This window comes from Pseudomonas sp. LABIM340, from assembly GCF_040017195.2.
In the GTDB taxonomy this organism is placed as follows: domain Bacteria; phylum Pseudomonadota; class Gammaproteobacteria; order Pseudomonadales; family Pseudomonadaceae; genus Pseudomonas.
In genome coordinates this window covers 1,832,121-1,856,633 of sequence record NZ_CM200227.1, presented here as the reverse complement: position 1 = coordinate 1,856,633, position 24,513 = coordinate 1,832,121, and the positions used below count along the sequence as shown (strand labels likewise).

The window sequence follows — 24,513 nt, the reverse complement described above, 5'->3', positions numbered from 1 at the left end:
TAATTTCACAGGAAAGCGCCAGGATCCTCCGGCGAAATCGCCCTTTCCCTCACCCATTCCCATGGCTAAGCTCGCTGCACCAGAACCCAGCAGAGGCGCTCCCATGGCTCAGCACTGGCCGGCGACCGAGATCGCGACCCTGATCCTCGAAGGCTTCGACGACTACCGCGCGAAGTTCCACCAGATCACCGCCGGAGCGCCCGCGCGTTTCGAGCAGGCACAGTGGCAGGAGGCCCAGCGCGCCTCTGCCGAGCGCATCGAGTTGTACGAGGAAATGGTCGCCGAGACCGTGGGCAGACTGACCCGCGCCATGGCCGGCATCGACCTGGTGGACGTGGAGCGCTGGCCCATAGCCAAGAGCGCCTACATCACCCTGATCGACCCGCGGCTGGACGACGAACTGGCGGAAACCTGGTTCAACTCGATCTTCTGCGGCCTGTTCAGCCACGACAACATCAGCGACGGCACGATGTTCGTACACACCACCCGGCCCTCGCTGCGCGCCCATTCGCGCGACCCGCACACACGCGTCTACCGCCCCGGCGGCAAGCTGCGCCAGGCGCTGGAAAGCATCTTCGACGACTACCGCTTCGCCGTGGACTACGACGACCGCGAGCGCGACCTGCAACGCATGGACAGCCTGCTGCACGCCAACCTGCCGGACTGGGTGTGCAAGGATCCGACCCTGACCATCGAACTCATCGGCTCGGTGTTCTACCGCAACAAGGGCGCCTACCTGGTGGGCCGCCTGTTCACCCCGGAGGAGCAGTGGCCACTGGTGTTCCCGCTGGTGCATCACGAAGGGCGCGGCATCCAGTTCGACACGGTGATCACCGACGAGGCGGAAGTCTCGATCATCTTCTCCTTCACCCGCTCCTACTTCATGGTCGACGCGCCGGTGCCGGCGGAAATGGTCGCCTTCCTCAAGCGCCTGCTGCCGGGCAAGCACATCGCCGAGCTGTACACCTCCATCGGTTTCTACAAGCAGGGCAAGAGCGAGTTCTACCGCGCGCTGATCAACCACCTGGCGACCACCGACGACCGCTTCGTCATGGCCCCCGGCGTGCGCGGCATGGTCATGAGCGTGTTCACCCTGCCGGGCTTCAACACCGTGTTCAAGATCATCAAGGACAACTTCAACCCGGCCAAGACCGTGGACCACGCCACGGTGATCCAGAAGTACCAGCTGGTGAAGAACCACGACCGCGTCGGGCGCCTGGCCGACACCCAGCAGTTCGCGGACTTCCGCTTCCCGGTGCGCAAGTTCGACCCGGACTGCCTCGCCGAACTGCTGGACGTCGCGCCCTCCACTGTGATGCTGGAGGGCGATGTGGTGCTGATCCGCCACTGCTGGACCGAGCGCCGCATGACCCCGCTGAACATCTACCTGGAACACGCCACGCCGGCGCAGGTGGAAGAAGCGCTGAAGGACTACGGGCTGGCGATCAAGCAACTGGCGGCGGCGAACATCTTCCCCGGCGACATGCTGTTGAAGAACTTCGGCGTCACCCGCCATGGCCGCGTGGTGTTCTACGACTACGACGAAATCTGCTACCTCACCGAAGTGCACTTCCGCCACATCCCGCCAGCGCGCTACGAGGAAGACGAGATGTCCTCCGAGCCCTGGTACTCGGTGGGGCCGATGGATGTGTTCCCGGAGGAGTTCCCGCGTTTCCTGTTCGTCGACCTGAAGCTGCGCCGGCAGTTCGCCAAGCTGCACGGCAACCTGTTCGACGCGGACTACTGGAAGGGGCTGCAGGAGCAGATTCGCGCGGGGAAAGTGATCGACGTGTTCCCCTACCGCCGCCACGAATCGCCAGAGGAAGCGCTGGCGCGCTAGGCCAAGCTGCACATGGCCTGTAGGAGCGCACCATGGGCGCGATCGCGGGCATGGCCCGCTCCTACAGGGATATCCCGGCACAATGAAAAAACGCGCCATTGGGCGCGTTTTTTCATACAGCGAAAACTCAGATTTCCACCTGCGTCCCCAATTCGATCACCCGGTTCAGCGGCAGGTTGAAGTAGCGCAGGTTGCCGTTGGCGTTCTTCAGCAGGAAGGCGAACAGCGCCTCGCGCCAGCGCGCCATGCCGATCAGCTTGGACGGGATCACCGTCTCGCGGCTGAGGAAGTAGGTGGTGCGCATCGGGCTGAAGTCCAGCTCGTTGAGGTGGCACAGCTTGAGCGCCTGCGGGATGTCCGGGTCTTCCATGAAGCCGAAGTGCAGCACCACGCGGAAGAAGCCCTCGCCGTAGGCATCCACCTCGAAGCGACGGTCCGGCGGCACGCGCGGGCTGTCTTCGTTGACCACGGTGAGCAGCACGACCTGCTCATGCAGCACCTGGTTGTGCAGCAGGTTGTGCAACAGCGCATGGGGCACGGCGTCGGTGCGGGCGGTGAGGAACACGGCAGTGCCCTGCACACGGTGCGGCGGCTGCGAGCGGATGCTGGAAATGAACAGCGGCAGTGGCAGCGAGCCCTCGTCGAGGCGGTCCACCAGCAGTTGGCGGCCGCGCTTCCAGGTGGTCATCAGGATGAACAGGCCGATACCGGCGATCACCGGGAAGGCACCACCCTGGACGACCTTGGGCAGGTTCGCGGCGAAGAACAGGGTGTCGACGAACAGCATCATCAGGAAGAACGGAATCGCCAGCCACAGCGGCCACTTCCACAGCAGCCAGACCACCACGCCCATCAGCAGGGTGGTCATCAGCATGGTCCCGGTCACCGCCACGCCATAGGCCGAGGCCAGGGCGGCGGAGGATTCGAAGCCCAGCACCAGCAGAACCACGCCGACCATCAGCGCCCAGTTCACCATGGGAATGTAGATCTGGCCCTGCTCGTGGCTGGAGGTGTGCTGGATCGACATGCGCGGCACGTAGCCGAGCTGGATAGCCTGGCGGGTCAGCGAGAAGGCGCCGGAAATCACCGCCTGCGACGCGATCACCGTGGCTGCGGTGGACAGCGCCACCATCGGCACCAGCGCCCAGCCCGGCGCGGTCAGGTAGAAGGGATTACGCGCGGCTTCCGGGTTGACCAGGATGGTCGCGCCCTGGCCGAAGTAGTTCAGCACCAGCGCCGGCAGCACCAGGGCGAACCAGGCACGGGCGATGGGCTTGCGGCCGAAGTGGCCCATGTCGGCGTACAGCGCTTCGGCGCCGGTCAGCGCCAGCACGGTGGCGCCGAGGATGGCCACGCCGATGCCAGGATGCGAGATGAAGAAGTTCACGGCCCAGGCCGGGTTCATCGCCTTCAGCACTTCCGGCTGCCGCGACACGCCGTAGGCGCCCAGCGCCGCCAGCGCGAGGAACCACGCCACCATCACCGGGCCGAACAGAATGCCGATGCGCGCGGTGCCGTGCTTCTGGATGAGGAACAGGCCGACCAGCACGATCAGCGACAGCGGCACCACCCAGCGCTCCAGGCCGTCGAAGGCGATCTCCAGGCCCTCGATGGCCGAGAGTACCGAGATCGCCGGGGTGATCATGCTGTCGCCGTAGAAGAGCGCCGCGCCGATCAGGCCGGCGATCACCACCATCGCCTGCAAGCGATGCTTCCCGGCAGCAGCGCGACGGGCCAGCGCGGACAGCGCCATCACCCCGCCCTCGCCCTGGTTGTCGGCGCGCAGGACGAAGATCACGTACTTGATCGACACCACCCAGATCAGCGACCAGAAGATCAGCGACAGCACGCCGAGAACGCCGTCGTGGTTGGCCTGTACGCCATAACCGCCGATGAAGACTTCCTTGAGGGTGTACAGCGGGCTGGTGCCGATGTCGCCGTAGCAGACGCCCACGGCACCGACCATCAGGCCGACGGCGGAGCTGGAATGGGGCTGTTCATGCTCAACGGTGCCGGCGCTTGCATCGGACATGTAACAAAATTCCTCAAAAAAATTCGGCGCATCCTGCTCCGAGCCATTCGTCGATGCAAGGGCCGGGTGCGAAGGTTCTGAATGACTATAGAGCCTGTTGCCCGGAATTACCGGGCAAACAGGGCTGCCGGATGGCCTGCGACAGGTTGTCCCAGAGAGGCTGGTCAAGTGCGCGGGACGCCGCTAGAATTGCGCACTTTTTGATCAGAGGCGCCGCCAGCGCGCCCTTCGAGGTTAGCCGCACATGTCCACCGCCACACCCAAAGTCGGATTCGTCTCGCTCGGATGCCCTAAAGCGACCGTCGACTCCGAACGCATCCTCACCCAGCTGCGCATGGAAGGGTACGAAATCGTCCCCACCTACCAGGACGCAGACGTGGTGGTGGTGAACACCTGCGGCTTCATCGACAGCGCCAAGGCCGAGTCCCTGGACGCCATCGGCGAAGCCATTGCCGAGAACGGCAAGGTGATCGTCACCGGCTGCATGGGCGTCGCCGAAGACAGCATCCGTGACGTGCACCCCAGCGTGCTGGCCGTGACCGGCCCGCAGCAGTACGAGCAGGTGGTCAATGCCGTCCACGAAGTGATCCCGCCCAAGGCCGAGCACAACCCGCTGATCGACCTGGTGCCGCCGCAGGGCATCAAGCTGACTCCGCGTCACTACGCCTACCTGAAGATTTCCGAAGGCTGCAACCACAGCTGCAGCTTCTGCATCATCCCGTCGATGCGCGGCAAGCTGGTCAGCCGCCCGGTCGGCGACGTGCTCAGCGAAGCCCAGCGTCTGGTCAAGGCCGGCGTCAAGGAACTGCTGGTCATCTCCCAGGACACCAGCGCCTACGGCGTGGACCTGAAGTACAAGCTGGACTTCTGGGACGGCCAGCCGGTGAAGACCCGCATGCTGGAGCTGTGCGAGGCGCTCTCCTCGATGGGCGTGTGGGTGCGCCTGCACTACGTCTACCCGTACCCCAACGTCGACGACGTGATCCCGCTGATGGCCCAGGGCAAGCTGCTGCCCTACCTGGACATCCCCTTCCAGCACGCCAGCCCGAAAGTGCTCAAGTCCATGAAGCGCCCCGCCTTCGAGGACAAGACCCTGGCGCGCATCAAGAAATGGCGCGAGATCTGCCCCGAGCTGACCATCCGCTCCACCTTCATCGTCGGCTTCCCCGGCGAGACCGAGGAAGACTTCCAGTACCTGCTGGACTGGCTGACCGAAGCCCAGCTCGACCGCGTCGGCTGCTTCCAGTACTCCCCGGTGGAAGGCGCTCCGGCCAACGACCTGGGCCTGGACGTCGTACCCGATGACGTCAAGCAGGACCGTTGGGAGCGCTTCATGGCGCACCAGCAGGCGATCTCCGCCGCCCGCCTGCAACTGAAGATCGGCAAGGAAATCGACGTGCTGATCGACGAAGTGGACGATGAAGGCGCGGTCGGCCGCTCCTACGCCGACGCCCCGGAAATCGACGGCGCGGTGTACATCGACAGCTTCGACGTGAAGCCGGGCGACAAGGTGCGCGTACGCATCACCGACGCCGACGAGTACGACCTCTGGGCCGAACTGGTCTGATCCGCAAAAGCCCCGCTGAAGCGGGGCTTTTCATTTCAAGGGTAAGAACATGACCAACAACGACGTGCTGCGCAGCCTGCGCTACCTGCTGGACATCCGCGATGCCCAGGTGGCCGAGATCACCGCGCTGGCCGGGTTCAACGTCAGTGCCGAGGAAATCGGCGCCTACCTCGCCCGCGACGACGAGCCGGACTTCAAGCCGTGCAGCGACCGCGTGCTGGCGCACTTCCTCGACGGCCTGATCGTGCATCGCCGAGGCCGCGACGAATCGCGCCCGCTGCCGCCGGTGGAACTGCCGCTGACCAACAACATCACCCTGAAGAAGCTGCGCGTCGCCTTCGAGCTGCGCGACGACGACATCCTCGCGATCCTCGACAGCGTCAGCTTCATCGTCACCAAGACCGAACTGGGTGCGCTGTTCCGCAAACCCGGCCACAACAACTACCGCCCCTGCGGCGACCAGTTGCTGCGCAACTTCCTCAAGGGCCTGACCCAGCGCCAGCAGCGCTGAGGCCAACGTGCTCTATCGCCTGGCCGCCGACGCCGTCGTCCTGCTGCACCTGGGGTTCATCCTCTTCGTGCTGCTCGGCGGCCTGCTGGTGCTGCGCTGGCCGCGCCTGGCCTGGTTGCATGTGCCGGCGGCGGCCTGGGGCATGGCGGTGGAGTTCCTCCACCTCTACTGCCCGCTCACCCCGCTGGAAAACCACTTCCGCGCCCTGGCCGGCGACAGCGGCTACAGCGGCGGCTTCGTCGAGCACTACCTGATTCCACTGATCTACCCCGCCGGCCTGACCGAGACGACCCAGGTCGCACTCGGCCTCGTGGTGGCAGCGGTCAATTTGCCGCCGTACCTGCTCCTGCTGCGCCGGGCGCTGAGTTCGCGCTGAGCGGCTCACCCTGCGGCAGGTAAGCCAGGCTCGCCTCCTGGTTCTTCGCATGGCCCAGGCGCTGACCATTGTTGAGCTTCGATTCGATCAGCCGGTGATCCGCCGTCAGCCAGTTCAGGGGCTGCTCCCCTTCGTGGGTCACCTGGGAAATGATCAGGGTGCGTGCGGGGTCCCAGGCCTCGCCGGTGCTCTGGCGCAACCAGGCAAACAGCACGGCGCTGTCGCCCTGTGGATAACCGGAATGGACATAGCAGAACGGATGCGCCTGGCGCTCGCCGCGCTGCTCCAGGTACATCGGCAGGCGCGCATCGTCATCCCCGAGGATCAGCACCCGCCACTGCGACCAGGGCGCGGTCTGCTCCGCCGCAGCGCGCACTTCTTTAGCGAAGAGCGGAATCCCGCCACCGCCATTACTCCACGGATAAGCCACGCCGACCACCAGCAGCATCAGCACCGCCCCCGCTGCCACTACCCGTGGCCAGATGCGCCCCAGATCGGCGAGCCCACGTTCGTGTCGCGATTCGACCACCCACCAGGCCGCCAGCAATTGGGCGAATGGCACCAGCGGCAGCACGTAATAGCTGCGCCGGCCGCCACTGGCGGTGAAGAAAGCAAACAGCAGCACCAGCGCCCATACCAGCCAGCGCGCGTTCGGCTGCAATTGCTTCCAGCGGCGCGCGGCGAACCACAGACCGAGTATCCACAACGGCGCCCAGGGCAGCGTGTAGGCCGGCAGGTAAAGCAGGTAGGTGTAGATCGGCCCCTCGTGGTCGAAAGGCTCGAAGAAGCGCACCACGTTCTCGCGGAACACCAGCGCCAGACCGCTCTCGCCGTAGCTGGGCTGGCCGTAGAAGTGCGACAGCACGAAGGGAATCGCGTAGGCCGCACCGGCCACCACCAGTGCCGCCACCAGACGCAGGTTCAGGTGCCGACGCCAGCGCCCCTCGCCGAACAGGTGCGGCAACAGCACCAGCCCCGGCAGGACGAATCCGATCAGCCCCTTGCACAGCGAGGTCAGCGACAGGATCAGGAAGAAGCCCAGATAGCCGGAGAACCGTGTGTCTTCCGGATCACGCCAGTACCAGGCCAGCGCCGCCAGCACGCCGAACACCGTGAGCATGTCCGCCGTCGCCACCCGCGCCCAGAACAGGAAGTAGAAGGTGGTCGCCAGCAGCCAGCCGGCCAGCACTCCAGTCCCCTTGCGCAACAGGCGCTCGCCCAGCCACCAGGTCAGCCAGACGCTGCCCAGCCCGGCCAGCACGGTGCTCAGACGCAGCGTCCAGTGATTGAGGCCGAACAGGCTGGCGGGCGCGGTGATCAGCCAGTAGGACAGCAGCGGCTTGTCGTAGTACGGCGCGCCGCGCAGGTAGGGGTCGAAGTAGTCGCCCGACTGCAGCATCTGCAATGAAATGTCCGCCCAGCGCACTTCCGGTCCCCAGACCTCACGCCAGCCCAGCCCGAATACCAACAGCACCAGCGTGACGCCCAGCAATAGCGCCAGCGCCTTGCGATCTTCGCTCCAACCCTGCATCACCCGGCCCCCGGCCTCTCGAACGTGCGCCGGACACTAGGGCAGCGATGGTTATGCGCAGGTTAAGAAAATGCAGCCATCGCGTAATGCGTCGGCATTTCCCGATTGGATAGTGCTCGGAGCGCCCCGGCGATCCCGCTAGGGTGAGGCGAAAACCTAGCCAGGAGAGGCTCATGCACCCGTACTTTTCCCTCGCCGGACGGACCGCCCTGGTCACCGGTGGCACCCGCGGCATCGGCCGGATGATTGCCCAGGGCCTGCTCGAAGCCGGCGCCAAGGTGATCATCTGCGCCCGTGATGGCGCCGCCTGCGCCGACACCGCCACTGAGCTGTCGCAGTACGGCGAGTGCCTCGGCCTGCCGGCCAACCTCGCCACCGAGGAAGGCGCCCGCGCCCTGGCCGCCGAGCTGAACGAGCGCCTGGACCACCTCGACATCCTGGTGAACAACGCCGGCACCACCTGGGGCGCACCGCTGGAAAGCTACCCGGCCTCGGGCTGGGAAAAGGTCATGCAGCTCAACGTCACCGCCGTGTTCAGCTGCATCCAGCAACTGCTGCCGCTGCTGAAGCAAGGCGGCAGCGCGCAGAACCCGGCGCGGGTGATCAACATCGGCTCGGTGGCCGGCGTGACCTCCCACGGCGAGAGCGCCTACGCCTACGGTCCGAGCAAGGCCGCGCTGCACCAGCTGTCGCGCATGCTCGCCCGCGAACTGGTGAAGGACCACATCAACGTCAACGTCATCGCCCCCGGCCGCTTCCCCAGCAAGATGACCCGCCACATCGCCAACGACGAACAGGCGATGGCCGAGGACACGGCGGTCATCCCCATGGGCCGCTGGGGTCGCGAGGAAGAGATGTCCGCCCTGGCGATCAGCCTGGCGAGCGCCGCCGGCGCCTACATGACCGGCAACATCATCCCCATCGACGGTGGCTTCCACCTCGGCTGAGCCCCGCTACGAGGGGAATCGGGTACCATGGCGGCCCCTGCAACAGCCCGTGCCGCCATGTCCCACAGCATCTCGCCGATCGGCCACGTCCGCTCCTGCTTCAAGGAGAAGTTCGCCATCCCGCGCCAGCCGCAACTGGCCCCGGCCGCGACCGGCGTGCTGGAGCTGCTGCCGCCGTTCGACACCGGCGACGCGGTGGAGGGCCTGGAGCAGGTCAGCCACGTCTGGCTGATCTTCCTCTTCCACCAGGCACTGGAAGACAAGCCGCGGCTGAAGGTTCGCCCGCCGCGCCTGGGCGGCAACCAGTCGATGGGCGTGTTCGCCACCCGCGCCACCCACCGGCCCAACGGCCTCGGCCAATCCGTGGTGAAACTGGAGAAGGTCGAGCCCGGCCGCCTCTGGCTGTCCGGCATCGACCTGCTGGATGGCACCCCGGTTATCGACATCAAGCCCTACGTGCCCTACGCCGACATCGTGCCGGACGCACGCAACGCCATCGCCGACGCGCCGCCCGCCCCCATCCCCGTACACTGGAGCGACGAAGCTCTGCTTCAGGCCCATGAACAAGGCCTGCGCCTCGGCCAGCCGGTGCGCGAACTGGTCGAGCAGTGCCTCGCCCAGGACCCGCGCCCGGCCTACCAGAAGCCACCGCCCGAGCGCCGCTATGGCGTGCGCCTGTGGGACCTCGACGTGCACTGGCACTACCCCGCCGACGGCGAAATCCGCGTACTGGACCTGCAACCCGCCGTCGACTGAAGCCGGCGTCAGTCCACCGGATTGAGGGCGATCACGTCGCTCTCGAAGCACTCCTGCTCGACGATCAGCGGCTCCACCAGCGGGCGGCTGTCGCGGAAGTGCGCGGTTTGCGTATGCGCCTCGTAAGCCGCGTCGTCGCGGTAGATCTCGTAGAGGTAGATAACGTCCGGATCGAGGCGATCCTGGGACACATCGAAGACCAGGCAGCCGGGTTCGCTGGATACGGAAGCGGCGGCATTGGCCTTGATGGCGTGGAGGAAGTCCTCGGCGCTGCCGGGCTTCACGCGGGTCTTGATGAACAGGCTGTACACAGGGCGTTCCTTTTGTTTTAAATTTGAAATCAAATTGTATACAAAAAAGGAACCGCGTCCATGTCCGATCTCCCTGCCCGCCCCGGCCGCCTCAACGGCCTGCGCCACCTCGCCCTGCTGGTACCGAACCTCGAGGAGTGCGAGCGCTTCTACGTCGACGTACTTGGCATGCAGGTGCTCAACCGCGCCAATGAAGACCTGGTCTACCTCACCTGCGGCAACGACAACCTCTCCCTGGGACGCGGCTTCGGCGCGGCCAACGGCCTGCAGACCATGGATCACTACGGTTTCATCGTCGACAGCGTGGAAGAGCTGGAAGCCTGGTACCAGTACTTCAAGGCACGCGGCGTGACCCTGCTGGACCGCCCTTTCGACCACGGCGACGGCGCGCGCAGCTTCCACCTGCTCGACCCGGCGGGGAACAAGGTTCAACCGCTTTACCACCCGGCGGTTTCCGGGCAGCGCCTCCTGTAGGAGCAGACTTCTCCGGCGCAATGCGGGCTCATCGCGGACAGAGTCCGCTCCTACATATAGTCCTGCGCGTGTGCCTCCCTCACCCTAACCCTCTCCCAAGGGGAGAGGGGACCGTTAGGTGCAGGGTGAAACCATGGCGTCAGCCGGCACAATCTGCCCCCTCTCCCTGAGGGAGAGGGGGAAGCACAGGCACAGATTTATCCCGAAAAAGGCAATTGCTCCTGCATCACTCCGGGCATCGGAGGAATTTCGGACCATAAAAAAACGCCGCGCCCCCAAAGGAGTCGCGGCGTTCTTTCGACTGAGCTTTCGTGCGCTGCTTACTTCTCTACGAAGGCGCGCTCGATCAGGTAGTCGCCCGGCTCGCCCATGCGCGGGGAGATCTGCAGGCCGAAGCCATTCAGTACTTCGCTGGTCTCGTCGAGCATGCTCGGGCTGCCGCAGATCATCGCGCGGTCGTCCTGCGGATTCATCGGCGGCAGGCCGATGTCGGCAAACAGCTTGCCGCTGCGCATCAGGTCGGTCTGGCGGCCCATGCTGTGGAACTCTTCACGGGTCACCAGCGGGCAGTAGATCAGCTTCTCTTTCACCATGTCGCCGAAGTACTCGTGCTCCGGCAGGACCTTGGTGATGAAGTCGGAGTAAGCCAGCTCGCTGACCCAGCGTACACCGTGGACCAGAATGACCTTCTCGAAGCGCTCGTAGACTTCCGGGTCCTGGATGACCGACAGGAACGGCGCCATGCCGGTGCCGGTGCTCAGCAGGTACAGGTGCCGGCCGGGCTTGAGGTCGTCCAGCACCAGGGTGCCGGTGGGCTTGCGGCTGACCATCAGCTCGTCGCCTTCCTTCAGGTGCTGCAGACGCGAAGTCAGCGGACCGTCCGGGACCTTGATGCTGAAGAACTCCAGGTGCTCTTCGTAGTTCGGGCTGGCGATGCTGTACGCGCGCATCAGCGGACGACCGTTGACTTCCAGGCCGATCATCACGAACTGACCGGTCTTGAAGCGCAGACCCGGGTTACGGGTGGTCTTGAAGCTGAAGAGGGTGTCGTTCCAGTGGTGCACGCTGAGAACGCGCTCGGTGTACAGGTTGCTCATCAAGGACTCCTAGGAGAAACGTGGCGCACCCCAGCAGATCCCGGACGTAGCGCAATTGCGCGACATTTTATAGGCGGCGACAATATCCGCAAAATAAATTATCTGGATATTGCTAATCCAAAACGCAGATAAGGCCGCCCAGTCGCCGCAAAAGGATACCGTCAGGTACTTCCTACGCCGGGGTGACGAAATGTCGCGCAGCCTTCTCCGGAGCCCCACAGCATGAAGTTCACCCTGCGCCAGCTCGAAGTCTTCGTCGCCGTCGCCCAGCAGGAAAGCGTCTCCCGCGCGGCCGAAGCCCTGTCCATGTCGCAGTCGGCCACCAGTACCTCGCTGGGCGAACTGGAGCGGCAGTTCGACTGCAAATTGTTCGACCGCTCCGGCAAACGCCTGACGCTCAATGCCCTTGGCCGCCAGCTGCTGCCCCAGGCGGTGGCCCTGCTCGACCGCGGCAGCGAGATCGAGAACATGCTCAACGGCAAGAGCGCCTTCGGCTCGCTGGACCTGGGCGCCACCCTGACCATCGGCAACTACCTGGCGACCCTGCTGATCGGCACCTTCATGCAGCGCCAGCCCGACTGCCGGGTGCGCCTGCACGTGCACAACACCGCCCATGTGGTGCAGCGCGTGGCTCATTACGAGCTGGACCTGGGCCTGATCGAAGGCGACTGCCAGCACCCGGACATTGAGGTGCAGCCATGGATGGAAGATGAACTGGTGGTCTTCTGCGCGCCGCAGCACCCGCTCGCCCGTGAGGGCCGCGCGAGCCTGGAGCGGCTGACGGAAGAAGCGTGGATTCTGCGGGAACAGGGCTCAGGCACGCGGCTGACCTTCGACCAGGCCATGCGTCACCATGTGGAACCGCTGAACGTGCGGCTGGAGCTGGAGCACACCGAAGCGATCAAACGCGCGGTGGAATCGGGACTGGGGATCGGCTGCATTTCCCGCCTGGCCCTGCGCGACGCCTTCCGCCGCGGCAGCCTGGTGCCGGTGGAAACGCCGGACCTGGACCTGCGCCGACAGTTCTACTTCATCTGGCACCGGCAGAAGTACCAGACCGCGACCATGCGCGAGTTCCTGGAACTGTGCCGCAGCGAAACCGCCGGGGTGACGCGCAGCGACGACATCGTCCTGCCGATGATTCCCTGACGCGAAAGCGAACGCTGCGTAGGGCGAATAACCTGGAACAGGTTATCCGCCGGCTCTGCGCGGCGGATAACGCTGGCACGTTATTCGCCCTACGAAAGCCCCTGCCGAAAACCGTTTAGCCGAGCAGGATGCCCGCCCAGGTCACGGTGATGATGGTCAGCGCAACGAACTGGGCGGCGCTGCCCATGTCCTTGGCGTTCTTCGACAGCGGGTGACGCTCCAGGGAAACCCGGTCCACCACCGCCTCGATGGCGGAGTTGAGCAGCTCGACGATCAGCGCCAGCAGGCACACGGCGATCATCAGCGCTCGTTCGCCGCGAGTCACGTCGCAGAAGAACGACAGCGGGATCAGGATGACGTTGATCAGCACCAGCTGGCGGAAGGCCGCTTCACCCTTGAAGGCGGCGGCGAAGCCGGCCAGGGAGTAGCCGGCGGCGTTGAAGATGCGTTTCAGGCCGGTCTGGCCCTTGAAAGGGGAAGCGGACACGTGTGGTTCTCACAGGCAAAGGTCGCGGCACTCTATACCAGCGATCGTCAAAAAGGGGTCAAGGACATTACAGAATGTGACGACCTCAGGGGCTGAGTGTGACGGGCCTCAGGCCCCCGGCACCGATTCCATCTGCGCCAGCAGCAACGCTGCCTGGGTACGGGTGCGCACATTCAGCTTGCGGAAGATCGCGGTCACGTGGGCCTTCACCGTGGCTTCGGAGACGCTCAGCTCAAAGGCGATCTGCTTGTTCAGCAGGCCTTCGCAGACCATGGTCAGCACGCGGAACTGCTGCGGCGTGAGGCTCGCCAGGCCGGCGCTGGCGGCGCGCACGTCGTCGCTCATCTCGGTCACGGCGTCCACCTGTGGCGGCCACCAGACATCACCATCGAGCACCGCCCGTACAGCCTGCTGCAGCACGCTCAGCTCGCTGGACTTGGGAATGAAACCGCTGGCGCCAAACTCGCGGGAGCGCTGCACCACGGCGGCGTCTTCCTGGGCCGAGACCATCACCACCGGAATCTGCGGGTACTGCCCGCGCAGCAGCACCAGGCCGGAGAAGCCATAGGCGCCGGGCATGTTCAGGTCCAGCAGCACAAGGTCCCAGTCGGCCTTCTCGTTCAGGCGCGTCTCCAGCTCCGCGATACTCGCCGCCTCCGACAGCCGCGCCTCGGGGCCGAGACCGATGGTCAGGGCCTGGTGCAGGGCACTGCGGAACAGCGGGTGATCGTCAGCGATCAGGATCTCGTAGGAAGCCATGAATTTTCCTTGAAGGCCGCGCCGAAGTCCCGCCGCGGATAACAGCCAGACTTGCGCACGAAAGGTCGGAGCACGGATAGAGCACTACTTGTCACATTGTACGCAAAGAGCGGCTTCGCTGTCCGCCGCGAATACGTCCCTCGCAGTACATGCACAATGGTCTGAAAGCCCCTGCCGCTGTGCCCGCCGGGAACCCTGTCCCCTTTCCAAAGGCCCGGCGTTACGGCAGAGTTCCGCTTTTTTTCCTGCCCGTTACGAGAACAAGATGAAAAGCCATGCGCTGCGCGCCGATTTCCTGATGCTGTTCACCGCGATGATCTGGGGGGTCTCCTTCGTCGCGCAACGCCTCGGGATGGATGCCATCGGTCCCTTCCTCTATACCGGCCTGCGCTTCACCCTCGGCGCCGTGGCACTGCTGCCGCTGCTGGCCTGGTCGAGCAAGCGCGGCGCCCAGCCGTTCAACCGCGGCCTGATCCTGGCGGGCCTGGCCATCGGCACCGCGCTGACCGTGGGGATCAACCTGCAACAGGTCGGCCTGATGTTCACCAGCGTGACCAACTCCGGCTTCATCACCGGCCTGTACGTCATCATCGTGCCGTTGCTCGGCCTGCTGATCGGCCATCGCGCCGGCATGGGCACCTGGCTTGGCGCGGCGCTGGCCGTGACCGGCATGGCGATGCTGAGCATCGGCCCGGGCTTCCACGTCGCCTCCGGCGACTGGCTGCAGCTGACCGGCGCCTTCGTCTGGGGCGGCCACGTCCTGCTGGTGGGCCTGTTCGCCAGCCGCTACGACCCGATCCGCCTGGCCTTCCTGCAGTTCGCCACCTGCGCGGTGGTGAGCATGATCCTGGCGCTGGTGTTCGAGGAGATTCACCTCGACGCCATCATCCAGGCCGGCCCTGCCCTGCTCTACGGCGGCCTGTTCGGCGTCGCCACCGGCTTCACCCTGCAGGTCATCGCGCAGAAGCACGCCATCGCCTCCCACGCGGCGATCATCCTTTCGCTGGAAGCCGTGTTCGCCGCCATCGCCGGCGCGCTATTCCTCAACGAAACCCTGCATGTGCGCGGCTACTTCGGCTGCGCACTGATGCTCGCCGGCATGCTGGTGGCCCAGTTGTGGCCGAAGAAGGCCGTGGCCACAGCGGCCTGACTGCCTTCGCCTCTGGATCGATGCTGTTCGCGAGCAAGCTCGCGAACCGAGTGCATCCGCGGCTGCCGAGGCCGCATTCGCAGGATGGCGTGGAGAGCAGCGATACCCATCGGTCCTGCAATCAGCAGCATGGGTATCGCCTGGGCTCCACCCATCCTACGGGTCAACACAGTGCCAACCTGTAGGAGCGCGCCATGCGCGCGATCGCGGGCATGGCCCGCTCCTACACCGGGAGTCGGTCTGTCAGATCAGCGCTGGGTAAACGGCATCAACGCCTGATGCGCCGGGCTCTGCTCGTCCAGCGGCTGTTGGCGCTTGGAGCCCAGGTAGCGTTCGCTGAACACGTCCAGGTAGGCATCCAGCGCATCGCCGGCGCGGCGGTCGCCGGCCAGCCCCAGGCACAGCGCGGCAACCTCAGCGGTGCACAGGTGCTCGTCGAACTTGGAGCGGCGCAGGCGATAGCGCGACAACGCATCGGGGGTGATGCTCAGCACCGGGAAGCGATCCAGGTAAGGGCTTTTGCGGAACATCTTGCGCGCTTCGTTCCAGGTGGCGTCGAGCAGGATGAACAGCGGGCGCTTGCCGTCCTGCGGCTCCACCGTAGTGACCACGCGCTCGGGCTGGACGAACTCGCCAGGGAACACCACATACGGCTGCCACTGCGGATCGTCGAGCAGCGCCAGCAACGCCGGGTCGACCTCGATGCGCGACCAGCCGAAGGCCCAGGTCTCGGGCACGGTTTCGGCGATCAGCCAGCCGGTGTTGCTGGGCTTGAGCGGTTCGGTGTCGAACATCACCAGGCACATCGCCGAGTTGGACTCGACCTGCGGACGCAGGCTGCACATGCAGTAGTTCGGCCGCAGGCGGCAACCGGGGCAGCGCGGCGAGCGCGAGCCACGGGCGAAGAACGGCTTGATGCAGCGGGCCAGGCGTTCATCGCGAAGGCGGGCGACAGCGTGGCTCATGCTGTAGCCACCGGGATGAGGGAAAGCGGACGGGACATCGAAGGCTCGAACGGGACGACGGTTGCGGACCGTCGATTGTACCAGAGCCGCCGCCCACCTCCCTGCGGACGACGCGTGGCTTTGAGATAAACGACCTTCAGAAGCTGTGGTTGAGCGCCAGGCCGATGAACTGGATCTGCTGCTTGTATTCGCCCTTGTAGTTGCCGCCGTTACCGGTGCAGCGCACCCCGCTGTCGACGTAGAGCCCTCCCGAACCGGGTGCCCAGCCGGCCGGCGAGCAGCCGTCGGCATAGTCCATCTTGCCGCTGTCGAACTTCACGAAGCTGTAGGCCAGGTCCACCGAGGTGTCCTTTGTGAAGTGGTAGTTGGCGCCCAGCGACAGCCACTTGCGATTGGCGTCGGGGAAGGCCGGGTGGCGCAGGCCATCGCCGCTGACCGGGGTCTTGTCGTAGGCGATGCCGCTGCGCAGCATCAGGTCGTCGTTGAACTGGTAGTTCATCCCCAGGGAGACCTTGTAGGTGTTCTTCCAGTCCTGCTTGACGCTCAGGTCACCCTCGTTGACACCGTTGAAATACGGGTAGCCCTCCACCTGGTCGATGCCGATATCCACCGAGTCCAGCCGCGAGTGGCGCGTCCAGGTCACGTCGGCCATCAGCGCAACCTTGTCGTTGAGCTGGTGGAAGCCGTTGATGGACAGCGACTCGGGCGTGTCGATGGTGACCTTGGCCTTGGAGTTGGGGTGCAGCCGGGTGGCAGCGAACTGGCCGGGATTCACCCACTGGTCCGGGTCGAACAGTTGCTGGATGGCATCCTTGGGCGGCAGTTCGATGATACCCAGGTCCAGGCCGCCGCTGAGGTCGGTATCCGGCGACGGCACCGTGCCCTGCACGTCGGAGAAGCTCCATTTGGTGCGGCCTTCCAGTTCGTGCTTGATCCGCGAGCGGTAGGCGACGCCAAAGCGCGTGCGCTCGGTGGGTTCCCACAGGTAGCCGAAGTTCCAGCCGTAGCCCCAGTTGTCACCCTTCACGCGGAAGTAACCGTCGCCCTGGACGTTGTCGGAAAAGTTCTTCGCCACGCAGTCGACGAAGGCATCACCGTTCTGGCCGTTACAACTGGTCACCTCCTCCGGCACCTGCACGCCGTAGACCAGCGGGATCACCGCCTGCCCCAGGGGCGAGGCGGCCAGTTCGGTGACGTCCTGGTTCTCCTTGACGAACTGCCCGGCCAGTTGCCGCGAGGCGCCCTTCACGTCGGCCGCGCCGCGCTGGATGGAGCGGATGTACTGGGCCGAGACGCCGAAACCGACGCTGTGGTGCTCGTTGAGGCGGAAGGAAATGCTCGGGTTGAAGGTGACGGTTTCCAGCGAGGCCGACTGGATGCCGTAGCGGCCGCTCCAGTCCTTCTCGTAGTCGAGCTTGGCGCCATAGGGCGTGAAGATGCCCAGGCCGATGTTGATGGTGTCGTTCACCTGGTGGGAGAAGTAGAAGTTCGGCGCGGCGGCCGCGTCCGGCAGGTAGGAGCCGGCGTCGCCGTCGCCCTCACCGGTGCGGTTGCCGAACACGTCGGTGGAGCCGTCGTCATCGTACTCGCCCTTGGGCAGCAGGATGGTCAGGCCGCCGGTGACCTGGTTGTCGGGCAGGCGGGCCATGCCGGCGGGGTTGTAGAAGATGGTCGAGGCGTCGGCCGCTTCGGCGCCGTTGGCATGGGCGGTGCCCTGGGCGGACACCGACTGTGAGCCGAAGTGATAACCGGACGCCACGGCCTGCTGCGCGGGAACCACGATCAGGCACCAGGAGCCCAGGGCAAGCGGCCAGGGGCGCAATACTCTTGTCATTGTTCTTCTCCTGCGATGGGATGATTCGCCCGACGCATCGACAAGAGTCCGCCCTACCGCAGAAGCAGCATGAAAATGGCACCGCCTTGCGCGGCGGCTGGACCTCCCGATGGTCGACCCTCCCGCTTGGAGGGCAGAGGTTGTGACCGGAGAGTGGCGCCATCTTTCCCCCATCCTTTGACGGGGTTGGCCGCCCGGCGGCGCAGTATGGGGTCTAAGGTAACAGTTCCTCGGCACGCGCGCCGTTTTAAGGGACAATAGGCGGCTTGAATGACCGTCGAACCCGGAAGGCTCGCCACGGTCGAATCGGCACCATTGTCAGGAGATGCCCATGCTGCGCCTCACCGCCCTCGCCCTCTGCCTCGTCATTCCCGTCGCGCACGCCGCGTCGAAGAAGGACTTCGAACTGACCAAGACCCTGGAAAAGGTCGCCAAGGAAAGCAGCGAAGGCACCCCGCGCGCCATCAACGAGGACATCCTCGACCAGGGCTACACCGTCGACGGCCCTCAGTTGATCAACCACCTGAGCGTGCGTGCCAGCCATGCCGAGCGCATGCGCGAGAACCCCGACAGCGTGCGCAGCCAGCTGGGCGACAGCGTCTGCAGCAACACCGCCTACCGCCAGCTGCTGGCCGAGGGCGCGATCCTCACTTACAGCTTCACCGAGTACAAGACCAACGCCCCGGTCGCCACCGAGCGCTTCGACGCCGGCAGCTGCAAGATCAAGCTGAAGAAGTAAGCCGCGCCGATGCTCGACAAGGAACAGTTGCTGAAGATCGCGCGCACGCCGATGCCCTTCGGCAAGTACCAGGGCCGCATGCTGGTGGACCTGCCCGACGAGTACCTGCTGTGGTTCTACAAGAAGGGCCAGTTCCCGCCCGGTGAACTGGGCCGGCTGATGCAGCTGACCCTGGAACTGAAGATCGACGGCCTCGACGGCCTGATCAAACCGCTCAAGCGCTGAGTCCCGCGCAACCGCCCTGCGGCGGTTGCGCCAAAGCTCGTCAGCGCAGTACGGCGGGGTTTTCCTTGCCGGCCACCGCCGCCGCTTCATCCGGCGCCAGCAAGGCACTGCGCGGCACGTCCAGCAAACGCGCACAGGCCGCCAGCACGTGGGCCCAGCTGCAACGGTTGGCGAACAGCATGCCCGCCTCGTCCAGCGTTCCGCCCTGGTTGCGATAGCCCAGCACCGCCGTCTTCAAGGCGTCCGGCAGGATCGGCCAGAGGTGCCCGCGCGCCACTTCCGGGCGCATGTGGGTGAGCAGCACGCGGCGCTCGTAGTGATCAGGGAACAGCCGCATGGCGATGGATTCGTCCGCCAACGCCTGCAACTCCCAGTTGTCACGCGGCGCACGGAAGCGCCCCGGCTCCTGCAGATAAACCAGCCGATAGGGATAACCAGCCTCCTCCAGTCGCAATGCAGCGCGACGCATCTCGGCCAGTTGGTAACTGCCATTGGCAATCAGCAGCAGCGGCTCGGCGCCGGGATGCTCATCCATCAGGATCGCGCCATCGCGGGCCAACTGTTCCGCCTGGACCTGGTTGAACACGGCCGGACGCTCACGCTTGGGCGCCACGATACAGGCCAGCTGCCCGCGACTGCGGTAGATGTCCGGCAGCAGGGCCAGGTGACTGTTGTGGTCAGCCGGGAAGACCACCCGCACCATGTCGCTCATTTCGCCCAGCAGCGCCTCGCAGAAGGTGGTGTCCTGGTGCGACTGCTGGTTCTTGCCGTTCTCCCAGGTATGCGAAGTCGCCACCAGCGGCCAGCCGAGCCAGCCAGCCGGGCGCCCGGCTTCCTTCTGCTGGCGGGCGAAGATCAGCGTCTGGCGCACGGCCCCGAGCATCTTCACGCAGAAGGCTTCGTAGCTGGCCACCAGGTTCAGCCCGCCCTGGTTGGCCAGGCAGGCGGAAACCACCGCCTCCTCGTTGAGTGCGGTGATGATCCGGCCATCCACGGCCTCGAGATCGCTTTCCGGCTCACTCACCCGGTGCCGCAGCGCCTTGAGCACGCCGCCCAGGCGGTTGCTCGCCAGCTCGTCCGGATTGCCGACGCGAGCGCGCAGGTCCGGGTTGGCGCCGCACAGGTCGACATAGAAGCGATCCAGCGCGGCCATGGGCGAGCATTCGTCGTTGCGGTAATGCAGCGGCGGGATCGAAGGTTCGATGGGCCGACGCACGGCCAGCGAGTTGTCCCGTTCCATTACCCGGCCGCTGCGCGAATCGGCGAACATCCGGCATGCTTCGGCCAGTTCCTCCGGCTCGACCCACAGCGGCGCCGCATGCTGGTTGAACAGGTCGCGCGCCTCAGCGTCCACGCTGGGGTTTCCCGGCAACGGCAGGTTGTGCGCGGCGTTGCTGCCGGCACCGTAGAAGCCGTAACCCTTGGTCGTCTCGGCAATGCCATAGGGAATCGGCAGCGGATAGCGCAGGATACCGCGCTCCTTCTCGTCGACGCGGTGTTGCACGCGCTCTTCCATTTCCCACAGGGCGCAGACGAATGCCGCCGGGTCACGACCGTCGAAGCTGATCGGGTCGAAGCCACAGCGCCGCAGGTGCAGCTTGAATCCCTCCAGACCTTCGTGCGTACCGAGGTCGGTACGCTGCTCGATGCGCCGGCCGTTGGCGATCATCACCGGCAGCGCCGTGCCGCAATCCTCGGCGCGCCACCAGCGGGGAATCCAGTCGCTGCCGCGCTGCTCTTCGGCGGCTCCGTCGGAGAGGAAGGCCACCAGGGTCTCGCCCGGTAGCGGCATGTGCGCATACATCAGCTCGGCGAAACCGAGATAGCCGCCTTCGGCAATGCCGCCGGCGGTATGCGGGTTGACGTGGCTGCCCAGCGGCGCGGCGACCTTGCCGTCCGGCTTCTGCGCGTAGCTGTAGAAGTCCTGCACCAGCCGATCCAGCCCGGCGTCGCCGCTTCCGTAGGCGGCAGCCTGTTCCGGATGCAGGTTACCGGTGAGCACGTTGAGCGCATCGATCGCCGCCACGCAGTGCCCCTGGCCCATCAGCCAGCCGCGGGTCTTGCCGCTCAGGGCATTCAGGGCGAGATAACCGGCGTAGGCCGGCACCATGTTCAGCGCGCCGCCGGTATGACCTTCGGGCTGTGCCTTGAAATCCTCGGCCTGCAAGGGGGCGCCATCGAGGCGTACACGCCGGGCGTACGTCATGTGCGCCACCAGCCAGAGGCCGGCACAGGTCAGGCGATCCAGAGCGCCGAGCAGCCGGTAGACGCTGGCCAGATCCGGCTGCAGTCCGTACTGGACCAATTGATGAGCGACACGAAAAACCGCCGCCTGGGTCTGCACGCTATGCTGAAGCGGACCACGGCCTCGCAGCCAGCGGGCGTATTCCGGCTCGGCAGCCGCATGGGTGGCAAGTTCCTCGGGGCTTGGCAGGATCTGTGACATGTCGGCTCTCCCTTGGCTATGGCGGAAAGTCTAGGTCGTCACAGATCGGACGGGCGCTGACATGTATCAACGAGCGCCCCGACCATTCGAGCAAGGCTGAAAGAGAATTCCGACAAGGAGACGACATGGCGCTTCTCACCTTCATTGGCGCGATCCAGGAAGTCACCGGTTCCTGCTACCTCCTGGAAACCCGCGACGGCGTCCGCGTGCTGCTCGAATGCGGGATGCGCCAGGGGCGCGGCGGCAACAAGGGCACCCGCGAAAACGAGGCGACCAACCGCACGCCCTTCCCCTTCGATCCAAAGGAACTGGACGCCGTCGTCCTGTCCCACGCCCACCTGGACCACAGCGGCCTGCTGCCGCGGCTGGCGAAGGAAGGCTACAAGGGACCGATCTACGCCACCGAATCCTGCTGCGACCTGCTGGAGCTGATGCTGATGGACTCGGCGCACCTTCAGGAGAAGGACGCCGAGTGGGAGAACAAGTGGCGCGCACGCCTGGGCAAGCCACCAGTCAAGCCGCTGTACACCGTCGAAGACGCTTCCCGCGCCCTGAACCAGCGCCGCCGCGTCAGCTATGGCAGCACGGTGGACGTGGCCCGCGGCATCCGCGTGACCTTCCACAACGCCGGGCACATCCTCGGCTCGGCCATCGTCGAACTGGAAATCCATGAATTCGGCTCGACCCGCCGCCTGGTGTTCTCCGGCGATCTGGGCAGCACCTGCTCACCGCTGATGCGCACGCCGACGCCGCTGACCCGCGCTGACGTGGTGCTGCTGGAATCCACCTACGGTGACCGCGACCACCGCGACGCCAACGAGACCCTGCTGGAGCTGGCCGGCATCCTGCAACGCGCGCAGAACGAAGGCGGCAACGTGCTGATCCCGTCGTTCGCCGTCGGCCGTACCCAGGACCTGATCTACTACCTCGGGCGTTTCTACCAGGAGGGTCGCCTGCCGCAGCAGGTCGTCTACCTCGACAGTCCCATGGCCGCCCGAGCCAACAACATCTACCTGCAACACATCGGCGAGATCGCCGACGTCGACCGCGAGTACATGCGCGGCACTGGCACGGCCAAGGTCGGCGAGTGGCTGCCGATCCTGCGCACCACGCAGAGCGCCGACGAGTCCATGGCGCTGAACCGGATCAAGAGCGGCGCCATCATCATTGCCGGCAGCGGCATGTGCACTGGCGGGCGCATCGTCCACCACCTCAAGCACAACCTCTGGCGCGAGGAATGCCATATCGTCTTCCCCGGCTTCCAGGCCAAGGGCACGCTGGGCCGCGCCATCGTCGACGGCGCAGAGACGGTGCGCATCCTGCGCCAGCGCATCAGCGTGAAAGCGCAGATTCATACCCTCGGCGGGTTCTCCGCGCATGCGGGACAATCACAATTAATTCAGTGGGTTGGCCACTTCGAGAACAAACCCGAGCTATACCTGATACATGGCGAGCGGGAAAAGATGGATGTACTCAAGGGTGCACTCCAGGATCGCCTGAACTGGACGGCCAACATTCCGGAGCCCGGAGACCGGATCGCCATCTGAAATCGGGGCCTCACCGACTGTCACACCCCGCGTGCCAGACTCGGCAGGCCTCCTGCTGAACCCTGTGCGTGCGGCGAAGCGCCAATGCGTGACCGCCAGAGCCACCTTGCGTGGCCGGCGCCGCCCATGGACAGGCGATCAGGGGTTGATGAACAAGGAGTATCAACATGCCCTATGAGCCCGACGACTACCTCTCCAGACACTTCCAGACCAGCGGCACCGACCTCGCACAGAAGATCGAGGAACTGGCCGAACTGGCCGCCCCCGGCAACAGCCAGAACCTGCCGCTGTACCGCGAGATGCTCACCACCGTGGCCCGCATGGCCCAGGCCGACCGCAACCGCTGGGACGCCAAGATCATGCTGCAGACCCTGCGCGAGATGGAGCACGCCTTCAGCACCCTGGAGCAGTTCAAGCGTCGCCGCAAAGTCACGGTGTTCGGCTCGGCCCGTACACCGGCCGACCACCCCGTCTACGTTCTGGCCCGCGAACTGGGCGAAACCCTTGCCCGCTACGACCTGATGGTCATCACCGGCGCCGGCGGCGGCATCATGGCTGCGGCCCACGAAGGCGCCGGGCTGGAAAACAGCCTTGGATTCAATATCACCCTGCCCTTCGAACAGCACGCCAACCGTACCGTGGATGGCACCAGCAATCTGCTGTCCTTCCACTTCTTCTTCCTGCGCAAGCTGTTCTTCGTCAAGGAAGCCGATGCCCTGGTGCTCTGCCCCGGCGGCTTCGGCACGCTGGACGAAGCGCTCGAGGTACTGACCCTGATCCAGACCGGCAAGAGCCCGCTGGTACCGATCGTGCTGCTGGACCAACCGGGTGGGCACTACTGGGACCACGCCCTGGAATTCATCAAGGAACAGCTGGAAGACAACGGCTACATCCTGCCCAGCGACATGAACCTGATGAAACTGGTGCACACCGCCGAGGAAGCCGCCGAGGAAATCGCCCAGTTCTACAGCAACTTCCACTCCAGCCGCTGGCTCAAGGATCGCTTCGTGATCCGCCTGAACCATCCGCTGAGTGTGCGCGCATTGCAGCTGCTGGAACGCGAGTTCGGCAACCTGTGCGTCACCGATGGCTTCCACCAGCAGCCCTACAGCGAATCGGAACTGGACGAGCCGGAGTTCTCCCACCTCACCCGCCTGGCCTTCGCCTTCAACGGCCGTGACCAGGGGCGTCTGCGGGAACTGCTGAACTTCATCAACCAGCCGGAGAACTGGGAGCGCTGATTTCCAGAGCTTTCTCCAGAGCCAGGAAACAAAAAAGGCACCCGGTTGGGTGCCTTTTTCGTTCAATCATCTGATCGTCGACCGCTCAGAAGCCGGCTGATGGCTTCCATCGAGTAGCCCCGATAACTCAGGAACCTGCCCTGCTGGGCTCGCTCGCGGGCGTCCTGCGGCAGCCGGGCGAACTTGCGGCGCCAGACCTCACGCAGGTTTTCGCTCCAGTCGACATCCGACTCGCTCAGCGCACCGTCAATCTCGCCACGGGGTAAACCTCGCTGCGACAACTCCTCGCGAATCCTCACCGGACCGTAACCGGCCCGCGCACGGCTGGCGATGTAGCTTTCCAGGTAGCGGGTTTCATTGAGCAACCCCTCCTCGGCCAGACGGTCGAGGGCGGGATCGATCAGGTCCTGCGTGGCGCCACGTTGCCGCAGCTTGCGCGAGAGCTCCGCCCGACCATGCTCGCGTCTTGCCAGCAGGTCCATGGCGACCCGCCGCACCGCGACGGGATTATCGAGCTCGACGGCCATCG

At 65.3% G+C, this 24,513-nt stretch carries 23 protein-coding genes; 13 read left to right on the top strand and 10 right to left on the bottom strand.

What is annotated here, in order from left to right:
• The first annotated feature begins 103 nt into the window (after positions 1-103).
• Complete coding sequence (gene aceK, locus ABKS89_RS08770) at positions 104-1,840, top strand: bifunctional isocitrate dehydrogenase kinase/phosphatase (protein ID WP_348587668.1); 1,737 nt, start codon at positions 104-106, stop codon at positions 1,838-1,840.
• A gap of 127 nt (positions 1,841-1,967) precedes the next feature.
• On the opposite strand, the gene ABKS89_RS08765 is transcribed toward aceK, so the two are convergent.
• Positions 1,968-3,872 carry a potassium transporter Kup gene (locus ABKS89_RS08765; RefSeq protein ID WP_138212705.1) on the bottom strand — a complete coding sequence of 635 codons (1,905 nt, stop codon included), beginning with the start codon at positions 3,870-3,872 and terminating at the stop codon, positions 1,968-1,970.
• 244 nt (positions 3,873-4,116) lie between these two features.
• Between ABKS89_RS08765 and rimO the strand changes: the two genes are divergently transcribed.
• The 3 genes from rimO to ABKS89_RS08750 are packed head-to-tail and all read left to right on the top strand — an operon-like array spanning position 4,117 to position 6,326.
• A complete protein-coding gene (rimO, locus tag ABKS89_RS08760) occupies positions 4,117-5,439 on the top strand; it encodes a 30S ribosomal protein S12 methylthiotransferase RimO (protein WP_081517934.1) in 1,323 nt (440 codons plus the stop codon).
• Between the two features lie 49 nt (positions 5,440-5,488).
• A complete protein-coding gene (locus tag ABKS89_RS08755; RefSeq protein WP_081517933.1) occupies positions 5,489-5,950 on the top strand; it encodes a YehS family protein in 462 nt (153 codons plus the stop codon).
• Between the two features lie 7 nt (positions 5,951-5,957).
• Positions 5,958-6,326 carry a DUF2784 domain-containing protein gene (locus ABKS89_RS08750; protein WP_138212704.1) on the top strand — a complete coding sequence of 123 codons (369 nt, stop codon included), beginning with the start codon at positions 5,958-5,960 and terminating at the stop codon, positions 6,324-6,326.
• On the opposite strand, the gene ABKS89_RS08745 is transcribed toward ABKS89_RS08750, so the two are convergent.
• On the bottom strand, positions 6,274-7,857 hold the full coding sequence (locus ABKS89_RS08745; protein WP_348587670.1) for an ArnT family glycosyltransferase: 1,584 nt from the start codon (positions 7,855-7,857) through the stop codon (positions 6,274-6,276). The genes ABKS89_RS08750 and ABKS89_RS08745 overlap by 53 nt on opposite strands.
• Before the next feature lie 173 nt (positions 7,858-8,030).
• On the opposite strand from ABKS89_RS08745, the gene ABKS89_RS08740 reads away from it, so the two are divergent.
• Both ABKS89_RS08740 and tsaA read left to right on the top strand, forming a co-directional pair.
• A complete protein-coding gene (locus ABKS89_RS08740) occupies positions 8,031-8,804 on the top strand; it encodes an SDR family oxidoreductase (RefSeq protein WP_348587672.1) in 774 nt (257 codons plus the stop codon).
• 57 nt (positions 8,805-8,861) lie between these two features.
• A complete protein-coding gene (gene tsaA / locus ABKS89_RS08735) occupies positions 8,862-9,560 on the top strand; it encodes a tRNA (N6-threonylcarbamoyladenosine(37)-N6)-methyltransferase TrmO (protein ID WP_348587674.1) in 699 nt (232 codons plus the stop codon).
• 8 nt (positions 9,561-9,568) lie between these two features.
• Here tsaA and ABKS89_RS08730 read toward each other — a convergent pair whose 3' ends face one another.
• Positions 9,569-9,871 carry a heme-binding protein gene (locus ABKS89_RS08730; RefSeq protein WP_138212700.1) on the bottom strand — a complete coding sequence of 101 codons (303 nt, stop codon included), beginning with the start codon at positions 9,869-9,871 and terminating at the stop codon, positions 9,569-9,571.
• A gap of 60 nt (positions 9,872-9,931) precedes the next feature.
• Between ABKS89_RS08730 and ABKS89_RS08725 the strand changes: the two genes are divergently transcribed.
• On the top strand, positions 9,932-10,345 hold the full coding sequence (locus ABKS89_RS08725) for a VOC family protein (RefSeq protein WP_348587676.1): 414 nt from the start codon (positions 9,932-9,934) through the stop codon (positions 10,343-10,345).
• Between the two features lie 320 nt (positions 10,346-10,665).
• Here the strand turns inward: ABKS89_RS08725 and fpr are convergent, their stop codons facing one another.
• Positions 10,666-11,442: a ferredoxin-NADP reductase gene (gene fpr, locus ABKS89_RS08720; RefSeq protein WP_081517926.1), complete on the bottom strand. Its 777-nt coding sequence runs from the start codon at positions 11,440-11,442 to the stop codon at positions 10,666-10,668.
• A 222-nt stretch (positions 11,443-11,664) separates the two neighbouring features.
• Here fpr and ABKS89_RS08715 point away from each other — a divergent pair, with 222 nt between their 5' ends.
• On the top strand, positions 11,665-12,591 hold the full coding sequence (locus tag ABKS89_RS08715) for a LysR family transcriptional regulator (protein ID WP_081517925.1): 927 nt from the start codon (positions 11,665-11,667) through the stop codon (positions 12,589-12,591).
• A 115-nt stretch (positions 12,592-12,706) separates the two neighbouring features.
• Here the strand turns inward: ABKS89_RS08715 and ABKS89_RS08710 are convergent, their stop codons facing one another.
• Both ABKS89_RS08710 and erdR read right to left on the bottom strand, forming a co-directional pair.
• A complete protein-coding gene (locus tag ABKS89_RS08710) occupies positions 12,707-13,078 on the bottom strand; it encodes a diacylglycerol kinase (RefSeq protein WP_024765290.1) in 372 nt (123 codons plus the stop codon).
• Between the two features lie 108 nt (positions 13,079-13,186).
• Positions 13,187-13,837 (bottom strand): response regulator transcription factor ErdR, encoded by a 651-nt coding sequence (gene erdR, locus ABKS89_RS08705; protein WP_024765291.1) that lies wholly within the window; start codon positions 13,835-13,837, stop codon positions 13,187-13,189.
• Between the two features lie 265 nt (positions 13,838-14,102).
• Here erdR and ABKS89_RS08700 point away from each other — a divergent pair, with 265 nt between their 5' ends.
• A complete protein-coding gene (locus ABKS89_RS08700) occupies positions 14,103-14,987 on the top strand; it encodes a DMT family transporter (protein WP_138212697.1) in 885 nt (294 codons plus the stop codon).
• Between the two features lie 248 nt (positions 14,988-15,235).
• Here ABKS89_RS08700 and ABKS89_RS08695 read toward each other — a convergent pair whose 3' ends face one another.
• Both ABKS89_RS08695 and ABKS89_RS08690 read right to left on the bottom strand, forming a co-directional pair.
• A complete protein-coding gene (locus tag ABKS89_RS08695) occupies positions 15,236-15,952 on the bottom strand; it encodes a tRNA-uridine aminocarboxypropyltransferase (protein WP_081517923.1) in 717 nt (238 codons plus the stop codon).
• Between the two features lie 136 nt (positions 15,953-16,088).
• Entirely contained in the window at positions 16,089-17,786 is a 1,698-nt protein-coding gene (locus ABKS89_RS08690; protein ID WP_348587678.1) for an OmpP1/FadL family transporter, read from the bottom strand.
• Positions 17,787-18,117: 331 nt separating this feature from the next.
• On the opposite strand from ABKS89_RS08690, the gene ABKS89_RS08685 reads away from it, so the two are divergent.
• Positions 18,118-18,525, top strand: a complete 408-nt coding sequence (locus ABKS89_RS08685; RefSeq protein ID WP_138212695.1) for a quorum-sensing-regulated virulence factor family protein — start codon at positions 18,118-18,120, stop codon at positions 18,523-18,525.
• Positions 18,526-18,534: 9 nt separating this feature from the next.
• Positions 18,535-18,750: a DUF3820 family protein gene (locus ABKS89_RS08680; protein WP_017518005.1), complete on the top strand. Its 216-nt coding sequence runs from the start codon at positions 18,535-18,537 to the stop codon at positions 18,748-18,750.
• A gap of 40 nt (positions 18,751-18,790) precedes the next feature.
• On the opposite strand, the gene xfp is transcribed toward ABKS89_RS08680, so the two are convergent.
• Positions 18,791-21,196: a phosphoketolase Xfp gene (gene xfp / locus ABKS89_RS08675; protein WP_348587680.1), complete on the bottom strand. Its 2,406-nt coding sequence runs from the start codon at positions 21,194-21,196 to the stop codon at positions 18,791-18,793.
• A 125-nt stretch (positions 21,197-21,321) separates the two neighbouring features.
• Here xfp and ABKS89_RS08670 point away from each other — a divergent pair, with 125 nt between their 5' ends.
• Positions 21,322-22,743: an MBL fold metallo-hydrolase RNA specificity domain-containing protein gene (locus tag ABKS89_RS08670; protein WP_138212693.1), complete on the top strand. Its 1,422-nt coding sequence runs from the start codon at positions 21,322-21,324 to the stop codon at positions 22,741-22,743.
• 167 nt (positions 22,744-22,910) lie between these two features.
• Positions 22,911-23,984: an LOG family protein gene (locus tag ABKS89_RS08665; RefSeq protein WP_138212692.1), complete on the top strand. Its 1,074-nt coding sequence runs from the start codon at positions 22,911-22,913 to the stop codon at positions 23,982-23,984.
• Between the two features lie 62 nt (positions 23,985-24,046).
• Here the strand turns inward: ABKS89_RS08665 and recX are convergent, their stop codons facing one another.
• Positions 24,047-24,511: a recombination regulator RecX gene (recX, locus tag ABKS89_RS08660; RefSeq protein ID WP_348587682.1), complete on the bottom strand. Its 465-nt coding sequence runs from the start codon at positions 24,509-24,511 to the stop codon at positions 24,047-24,049.
• Between the last annotated feature and the right edge of the window lie 2 nt (positions 24,512-24,513).

Coding starts and splice junctions, on each gene's coding strand:
- ABKS89_RS08685 (WP_138212695.1), top strand. CDS start 18,118: ATGCTGCGCCTCACCGCCCTCGCCCTCTGCCTCGTCATTCCCGTCGCG.
- fpr (WP_081517926.1), bottom strand. CDS start 11,442: ATGAGCAACCTGTACACCGAGCGCGTTCTCAGCGTGCACCACTGGAAC.
- ABKS89_RS08765 (WP_138212705.1), bottom strand. CDS start 3,872: ATGTCCGATGCAAGCGCCGGCACCGTTGAGCATGAACAGCCCCATTCC.
- ABKS89_RS08700 (WP_138212697.1), top strand. CDS start 14,103: ATGAAAAGCCATGCGCTGCGCGCCGATTTCCTGATGCTGTTCACCGCG.
- ABKS89_RS08670 (WP_138212693.1), top strand. CDS start 21,322: ATGGCGCTTCTCACCTTCATTGGCGCGATCCAGGAAGTCACCGGTTCC.
- ABKS89_RS08680 (WP_017518005.1), top strand. CDS start 18,535: ATGCTCGACAAGGAACAGTTGCTGAAGATCGCGCGCACGCCGATGCCC.
- ABKS89_RS08690 (WP_348587678.1), bottom strand. CDS start 17,786: ATGACAAGAGTATTGCGCCCCTGGCCGCTTGCCCTGGGCTCCTGGTGC.
- ABKS89_RS08695 (WP_081517923.1), bottom strand. CDS start 15,952: ATGAGCCACGCTGTCGCCCGCCTTCGCGATGAACGCCTGGCCCGCTGC.
- xfp (WP_348587680.1), bottom strand. CDS start 21,196: ATGTCACAGATCCTGCCAAGCCCCGAGGAACTTGCCACCCATGCGGCT.
- ABKS89_RS08725 (WP_348587676.1), top strand. CDS start 9,932: ATGTCCGATCTCCCTGCCCGCCCCGGCCGCCTCAACGGCCTGCGCCAC.
- recX (WP_348587682.1), bottom strand. CDS start 24,511: ATGGCCGTCGAGCTCGATAATCCCGTCGCGGTGCGGCGGGTCGCCATG.
- ABKS89_RS08740 (WP_348587672.1), top strand. CDS start 8,031: ATGCACCCGTACTTTTCCCTCGCCGGACGGACCGCCCTGGTCACCGGT.
- ABKS89_RS08665 (WP_138212692.1), top strand. CDS start 22,911: ATGCCCTATGAGCCCGACGACTACCTCTCCAGACACTTCCAGACCAGC.
- erdR (WP_024765291.1), bottom strand. CDS start 13,837: ATGGCTTCCTACGAGATCCTGATCGCTGACGATCACCCGCTGTTCCGC.
- tsaA (WP_348587674.1), top strand. CDS start 8,862: ATGTCCCACAGCATCTCGCCGATCGGCCACGTCCGCTCCTGCTTCAAG.
- ABKS89_RS08715 (WP_081517925.1), top strand. CDS start 11,665: ATGAAGTTCACCCTGCGCCAGCTCGAAGTCTTCGTCGCCGTCGCCCAG.
- ABKS89_RS08755 (WP_081517933.1), top strand. CDS start 5,489: ATGACCAACAACGACGTGCTGCGCAGCCTGCGCTACCTGCTGGACATC.
- rimO (WP_081517934.1), top strand. CDS start 4,117: ATGTCCACCGCCACACCCAAAGTCGGATTCGTCTCGCTCGGATGCCCT.
- ABKS89_RS08745 (WP_348587670.1), bottom strand. CDS start 7,857: ATGCAGGGTTGGAGCGAAGATCGCAAGGCGCTGGCGCTATTGCTGGGC.
- aceK (WP_348587668.1), top strand. CDS start 104: ATGGCTCAGCACTGGCCGGCGACCGAGATCGCGACCCTGATCCTCGAA.